Origin of the sequence: Streptomyces sp. NPDC046881 (assembly GCF_040645015.1) — a bacterium.
Taxonomy (GTDB): Bacteria; Actinomycetota; Actinomycetes; order Streptomycetales; family Streptomycetaceae; genus Streptomyces.
Window position 1 is genome coordinate 1 of the sequence record NZ_JBEYXJ010000205.1, and the last position, 5,591, is coordinate 5,591.

At 69.1% G+C, this 5,591-nt stretch carries 6 protein-coding genes; 3 read left to right on the plus strand and 3 right to left on the minus strand.

The annotated features are described in order from the left end of the window. The coding region (locus ABZ923_RS40750) for an MBL fold metallo-hydrolase (RefSeq protein ID WP_361483332.1) at positions 1 to 274 on the minus strand (274 nt) is incomplete at its 3' end. 539 nt (positions 275 to 813) lie between these two features. Between ABZ923_RS40750 and ABZ923_RS40755 the strand changes: the two genes are divergently transcribed. From ABZ923_RS40755 to ABZ923_RS40765, 3 genes are all read left to right on the plus strand, one after another. Continuing rightward, positions 814 to 1,017, plus strand: coding sequence for a cold-shock protein (locus ABZ923_RS40755; RefSeq protein ID WP_014670069.1), 204 nt, complete (start codon positions 814 to 816; stop codon positions 1,015 to 1,017). Positions 1,018 to 1,405: 388 nt separating this feature from the next. Next, positions 1,406 to 2,233 (plus strand): alpha/beta hydrolase, encoded by an 828-nt coding sequence (locus ABZ923_RS40760; RefSeq protein WP_361483335.1) that lies wholly within the window; start codon positions 1,406 to 1,408, stop codon positions 2,231 to 2,233. A gap of 100 nt (positions 2,234 to 2,333) precedes the next feature. Beyond that, positions 2,334 to 3,092, plus strand: a complete 759-nt coding sequence (locus ABZ923_RS40765) for an SDR family oxidoreductase (protein ID WP_361483338.1) — start codon at positions 2,334 to 2,336, stop codon at positions 3,090 to 3,092. A gap of 41 nt (positions 3,093 to 3,133) precedes the next feature. Here ABZ923_RS40765 and ABZ923_RS40770 read toward each other — a convergent pair whose 3' ends face one another. Together ABZ923_RS40770 and ABZ923_RS40775 are read right to left on the minus strand one after the other, a co-directional pair. Beyond that, entirely contained in the window at positions 3,134 to 4,402 is a 1,269-nt protein-coding gene (locus ABZ923_RS40770; protein ID WP_361483341.1) for a cytochrome P450, read from the minus strand. A 62-nt stretch (positions 4,403 to 4,464) separates the two neighbouring features. Beyond that, positions 4,465 to 5,591, minus strand: a 1,127-nt coding sequence (locus ABZ923_RS40775) for an FAD/NAD(P)-binding oxidoreductase (RefSeq protein WP_361483344.1), incomplete at its 5' end; no start/stop codon positions are given.

Here is a 5,591-nt window from a genome sequence, read left to right on the forward strand (position 1 = left end):
CGCCGATGTGGTCCTCGTGGCCGTGGGTGAGGACCACGGCCACGATGTCGTCCAGCCGGTCCCGGATCGAGGTGAAGTCCGGCAGGATCACGTCCACGCCGGGCTGCGTCTCCTCGGGGAACAGCACGCCACAGTCGACGATCAGCAGCTTGCCCGCGTGCTCGAAGACGGTCATGTTGCGGCCGATCTCACCCAGGCCGCCCAGGGCGATGACCCGCAGCCCTCCTACAGGCAAGGGAGGAGCGGCTTTCAGTTCCGGGTGCGGATGACTCATACCCTGACGGTACCCGGAGAGCGGGACAGGTGATCCATTGCCTGTGCGATCTCCTTTTCCCGACGGAGCGGGGCACCCGCAACGTGCCTCGGCAGGATCGGTGGCCGAACTGTTCGCCCGGTGCTGGAGAAGATCTCGTGCACCCTCCCGTGTTTTCCGGCGTTCGCCGCCTCCCGGCGGGCCTCGGGAGGGGCCGGTCACGCATGATCGGTGGGGCCCACCCGAAGAACAGTCGGCGGCGGGGAGAGGCCATGCCTCGCCGCAGCCTTGTGCAGAAGAAGGGCGCGAAGCTGCTTGATCACCATCGGCCGAGCCTCACGGGCGACCCAGCCCTTCGTTCCGGGCCGGATGTCGGCGCGTTTTCGCTAGCGGCTTCCGTCATGCCGTTATAGCGTTGTGATCAGCAGTCGTGGTTCCGAAGTTCCGTTCGCCCGTGATCGCCTCACGGGCGTTCTTGCTGTTCAGCACATCTCCGGACCAGGGCGATCACCTCCCGGTCGCGCAGCGTGCGTGCCCGGTTTCCCTCAAAGGAGACAGTCATGGCCAAGGGCACAGTGAAGTGGTTCAACAGCGAGAAGGGCTTCGGCTTCATCGAGCAGGAGGGCGGCGGCCCCGACGTCTTCGCCCACTACTCCAACATCGCCAGCCAGGGCTACCGCGAGCTGCAGGAGGGCCAGAAGGTCGAGTTCGACGTCACGCAGGGCCAGAAGGGCCCGCAGGCTGAGAACATCCGCCCCGCCTGATCGCGTCCCGGTAAGGGGGGCCCGGCATCCCGGCTTCGGGACGCCGGGCCCTTACCGTCGCACGACGGTTCACCAACAGCCACGGCGGCGGCGGCGATGTCAGCATCACCACGAGTCCGGGACGCGCGAAGGGCCGGCCCGGAAACCGTCCACTTTCTGCTCCGCGATCCCGTGCGCCGCAGAGCCTCATCCCCAGGCAGCGATCGTCGTGCTTCGGCGAGCGTCGGCTCGGCCGAAGGGCCGGCACCACACCGTCACGTAGGCCGTCTGGCGGTCGACGCTTGCGCCCGGTGCGGGCCTGCGTTCCGCTGGCAAGCGGATGCCCGAACATCCCTCTCTTCCGCCCGGCCTGCCCACGTACGGCCGGAGCTGCGCCAACGGAGGCCACATGCCCATCTGCACCACCCGCGACGGTGTCGAAATCTTCTACAAGGACTGGGGCCAGGGGCGTCCCGTGGTGTTCATCCACGGCTGGCCGCTCAACGGCGACGCCTGGCAGGACCAGCTCAAGGCCGTCGTCGACGCCGGATACCGCGGAATCGCGCACGACCGTCGCGGACACGGACGCTCCACGCCCGTCTGGGACGGCTACGACTTCGACACCTTCGCCGACGACCTCAACGACCTGCTCACCCACCTCGACCTGCGAGACGTCACCCTGGTCGCGCACTCCATGGGTGGCGGCGAGCTCGCGCGCTACATCGGCCGACACGGCACCGGGCGGCTGCGCTCGGCGGTGTTGCTGTCCGCCATCCCGCCGGTGATGATCAAGTCTGACAAAAATCCCGAGGGTGTGCCGGAAGAGGTGTTCGACGCACTCAAGAACGGCATCCTCGCCGAGCATTCCCAGTTCTGGAAGGACACCGCGGAGGGCTTCTTCTCCGCCAACCGTCCCGGCAACAAGGTCACCCAGGGCAACAAGGACGCCTTCTGGTACATGGCGATGGCGCAGACCATCGAAGGCGGTGTGCGATGCGTGGACGCCTTCGGCTACACCGACTTCACCGAGGACCTGAAGAAATTCGACATCCCCACCCTGGTGGTGCACGGCGACGACGACCAGGTCGTGCCCATCGACGCCACCGGCCGCAAGTCCGCCCGGATCATCCCGGACGCCGAGTTGAAGGTGTACGAGGGCAGCTCCCACGGCATCGCGATGGTGCCGGGCGACAAGGAGAGGTTCAACCGGGACCTGCTGGAATTCCTCAACAACTAGAACCTGCACAGCGGCCTCACCCTGCGACCTGCGGCAGCTCGACGAGGTGCTGGATCAGTCCTCAGGACAACCCAGGCAAGACCACAGCGCGGGAGGAATCATGACCGTCGATCCGCCTGCGGGGTACGGATCCCGCGACCAGGCCCTGCACGGGCAGACCCTCGTCGTCATCGGCGGGAGCGCGGGCATCGGGCTGGCGACCGCACGGCTCGCCCGTACCCAGGGCGCCGGCGTGGTCCTCACCGGCCGGGACCCCGAACGCCTGTACACCGCCGCCAAGGAGGCCGACGCCCTCAGCACCGCGGCCTTCGACGCCCATGACCCGGTGCAGCTCGAACGGTTCTTCCAGCAGCTGCCGGGGCCGATCGACCACGTGATGGTCACCGCGGGTGGCCCGTCCTACGGGCGCCTTCTGGACATGGACGCCGACCAGGCACGCCGGGCGATCAGCGACCACATGGTGCTCGCCCTCGAGGTCGCGCGCCACTGCGCCGGCACCGTACGGCCGGGCGGCACGCTGCTGCTCATGGGCGGCACGGGAGCCCGCCGGATCCGGGCCGGTCTCGGTGTCGCCCCTGCAGTCACCGCCGCGACGCCCGCGTTCACGGCCAGTCTCGCACTCGAGCTCGCGCCGGTCCGGGTGAACCTGATCGCCGCCGGCTTCGTGGACACGCCGTTGTCGGCCCGGCTGCTCGGCGACGTACTCGACGCCCGCCGCGAGGAACTGCGCGCCACGCTGCCGATCGGCCGCGTAGTCGTACCAGAGGACGTGGCGGCGCTCGCCGTGCACATCATGACCAACACCGCACTCACCGGTGCGACCTACGACATCGACGGGGGCCAGCAGCTCGTCGGCTGAGCCGCGCATCGCGGTGGACGATGCGCCTTCACGCACACCGGTCAGTCGCTGATGCCGTCGATGTCGACCAGGACGTGCCGCGGCCCGCGGAAGATCTGGTTGTGCCGGTACGGCGGCGGGTCCTCGACGAGCCGGGGGTTCTGCACCCGGCGGACGAACTCGCCGACCGCGGCCTGGACCTCGAGTCGGGCGAGCGGGGCGCCGAAGCAGAAGTGGATGCCCTGGCTGAACCCGAGGTGTTCGTTGTCCCGGCGTTCGAGGTCGAGCCGGTCGGGGTCGGTGAACCGTTGCGGGTCGCGGTTCGCCGACCCGTACACCAGGAAGATCGGCGCCCCCTTCGGGATGGTGGTGCCGGCGATGTCGATGTCTTCCAGGGCGGAGCGGGTGTGCCAGAACTGCACCGACGACTCGAACCGCAGCAGCTCCTCCACTCCGGGCACGATCAGCTCGGGCCTGCTGCGCAGCTTCTCCAGCGCGTCGGGGTGGCGCAGCAGGGTGAGCACGCTGTGGGCGATGAGGTTGACCGTGGTTTCGTGTCCCGCGAAGATCAGGAGCAGGGCGTTGCTGGCGAGCACGCCCTTGGACATCCGCCCTTCCGGACCATTCTCGTTCACCATCGCCGAAAGCATGCCCGGGCCGGGCTGGTCGGCGTACCGGTCGAGCAGGTCGGCCGCGAACTGCCCGAACTCCTGCACGGCCTGCCGCCCTCCGGCCTGCCGACTGCGGATCTCTTCGGAGGCCGCCTCGGGGCCGAAGTCCAGGGCGTCCAGGGCCGTCTCGACCCAATGGTGGAAGCGTGGCTCGTCCTCCAGGGGCACGCCGAGCACCTTGCAGATCACCGTCACCGGCAGGGGGTAGGCGAAGTCGTCGACGGCATCGATCCTGCTCTTGCCCCTCATGTCGTCCAGGAGGCCGTCGACGATGCGGCGGATCTCGGGCTCCAGATCGGAGATCAGACGGGGCGCATGGGGCGGGCCGACGAAGTGCGGCATCATCATCCGGCGGTCCCGGTCGTGCTCGGGCGGATCGCAGATGATGATGTTCGGCTCGGTCAGCACCTCTCTGATCGGCTCGGCCACAGGCACCGCCGAGCTGTCCCCCTGGGCCGCGGCCGGGACGGGGCATTTCCGTGGGTCCGAACTGACCCGGGGGTCGTGCAGCAGCGTGACGATCTCCCGGTAGGTGCTCACGACGTAGGTTCCGTCCGGCTGGCGCTCCACCGGTGTCTTGCGGAGTTCCTCGTAGAAGGGGTACGGGTTGGCGCGGTTGGCGTAGCGGAGGGCCTGCTGCCAGGGGGTTTCCTCGACCACGAGGCTCCCCTCCTTCCTCCTGTCGGTGCTGTCCGCTTGCACGCTCGGCCCGGCGGGCCGGGTCAGTGGCGCCGGGACCGGAACTCGGCCGTGCGCTCGCTCGGGGCGTGTCCGGTCAGGACGACGTCGGGAAGCCCCGTCGGGACCCTGGGGTCCGGGAACTCGGCCGGCACCGGCTTGGTGTCGGGCGGCTGGTCCCAGCCCGGCGGCGGAGGCGGGAACGGACCGGATTGTTCGATCAGCTTCCCGTAGTACTCCAGCCACTTGCCGTGATCGAAGGTGACGGCGGCGACGATGCGGCCCCGGTGGCCGTAGGCGGCGGCGAAACGGCGCTCGGCGACGGACCCTTGGGTGAAGACGATCTCGTCACCGAAGGGAGGCACGCCGACGGACTTGATGTTGATGCCGAACTGGCCGGACCAGAAGCCGGGAAGCAGCAGATGCGGGCGGTAGTGGGGTTCCAGGTTCACCATGTTGTGCGCCGCCACCTCAGCGCCGAGAACAGCGTTGTCCCAGTGCTCCATGGCGAGGAACTGGTACTCGTACAGCACATGTGGCGCGCGCGCCACGTCACCCGCCACGTAAACGCTGTCGGTGACCACGCCGTTGATGTCGAAGGCCCGGCCGCCGGCGTCGCACCCGACGCCCCAGAATCCTGCCGCCAGCCCCGAACCCTGCAGCCACTCCACGTTGCGGACAGACCCCAGCGAGGCCACCACCACATCGGCGTCGACGACACTTCCGTCGGACAGATGCGCGCGCCGCACGTGCCCGCCGGAGTCGCCCTCCAGTGACGTCACGCCCAGCCCGCAGCGCAGGTCCACACCGTGCTCGCGCTGCAGTTGCGCGGCGATCTCCCCGATCACCCCGCCGAGCGCGCCGACCAGTGGCGCCGAACCCCGCTCGACGACGGTCACCGGGAGGTCCAGTTCCCGGCAGACAGAGGCCACTTCCGAGCCGATGAACCCGGCGCCGATGACCACGACCCGCGACGGCGACTCGGCCAGCTCCTTCTGCAGCTGTGCGGCGTCGTCCCGCGAGCGAATCGTGTGGACGCCCTCCAGTGCGGCCTCGTCCGGGTTCGGCCACTGCCGCGCACGCGTGCCCGTGGCGATCAGCAAGCGGTCGTACGGGACCTGCTCACCGTCGGCCAGGTGCACCTGCTTGGTGCTCCGGTCCAGCCCGGTGG

What these genes read in the sequence shown, in the direction of transcription:
- ABZ923_RS40755 (WP_014670069.1), top strand. Translation starts at nt 814, where the DNA reads ATGGCCAAGGGCACAGTGAAGTGGTTCAACAGCGAGAAGGGCTTCGGC.
- ABZ923_RS40760 (WP_361483335.1), top strand. Translation starts at nt 1,406, where the DNA reads ATGCCCATCTGCACCACCCGCGACGGTGTCGAAATCTTCTACAAGGAC.
- ABZ923_RS40765 (WP_361483338.1), top strand. Translation starts at nt 2,334, where the DNA reads ATGACCGTCGATCCGCCTGCGGGGTACGGATCCCGCGACCAGGCCCTG.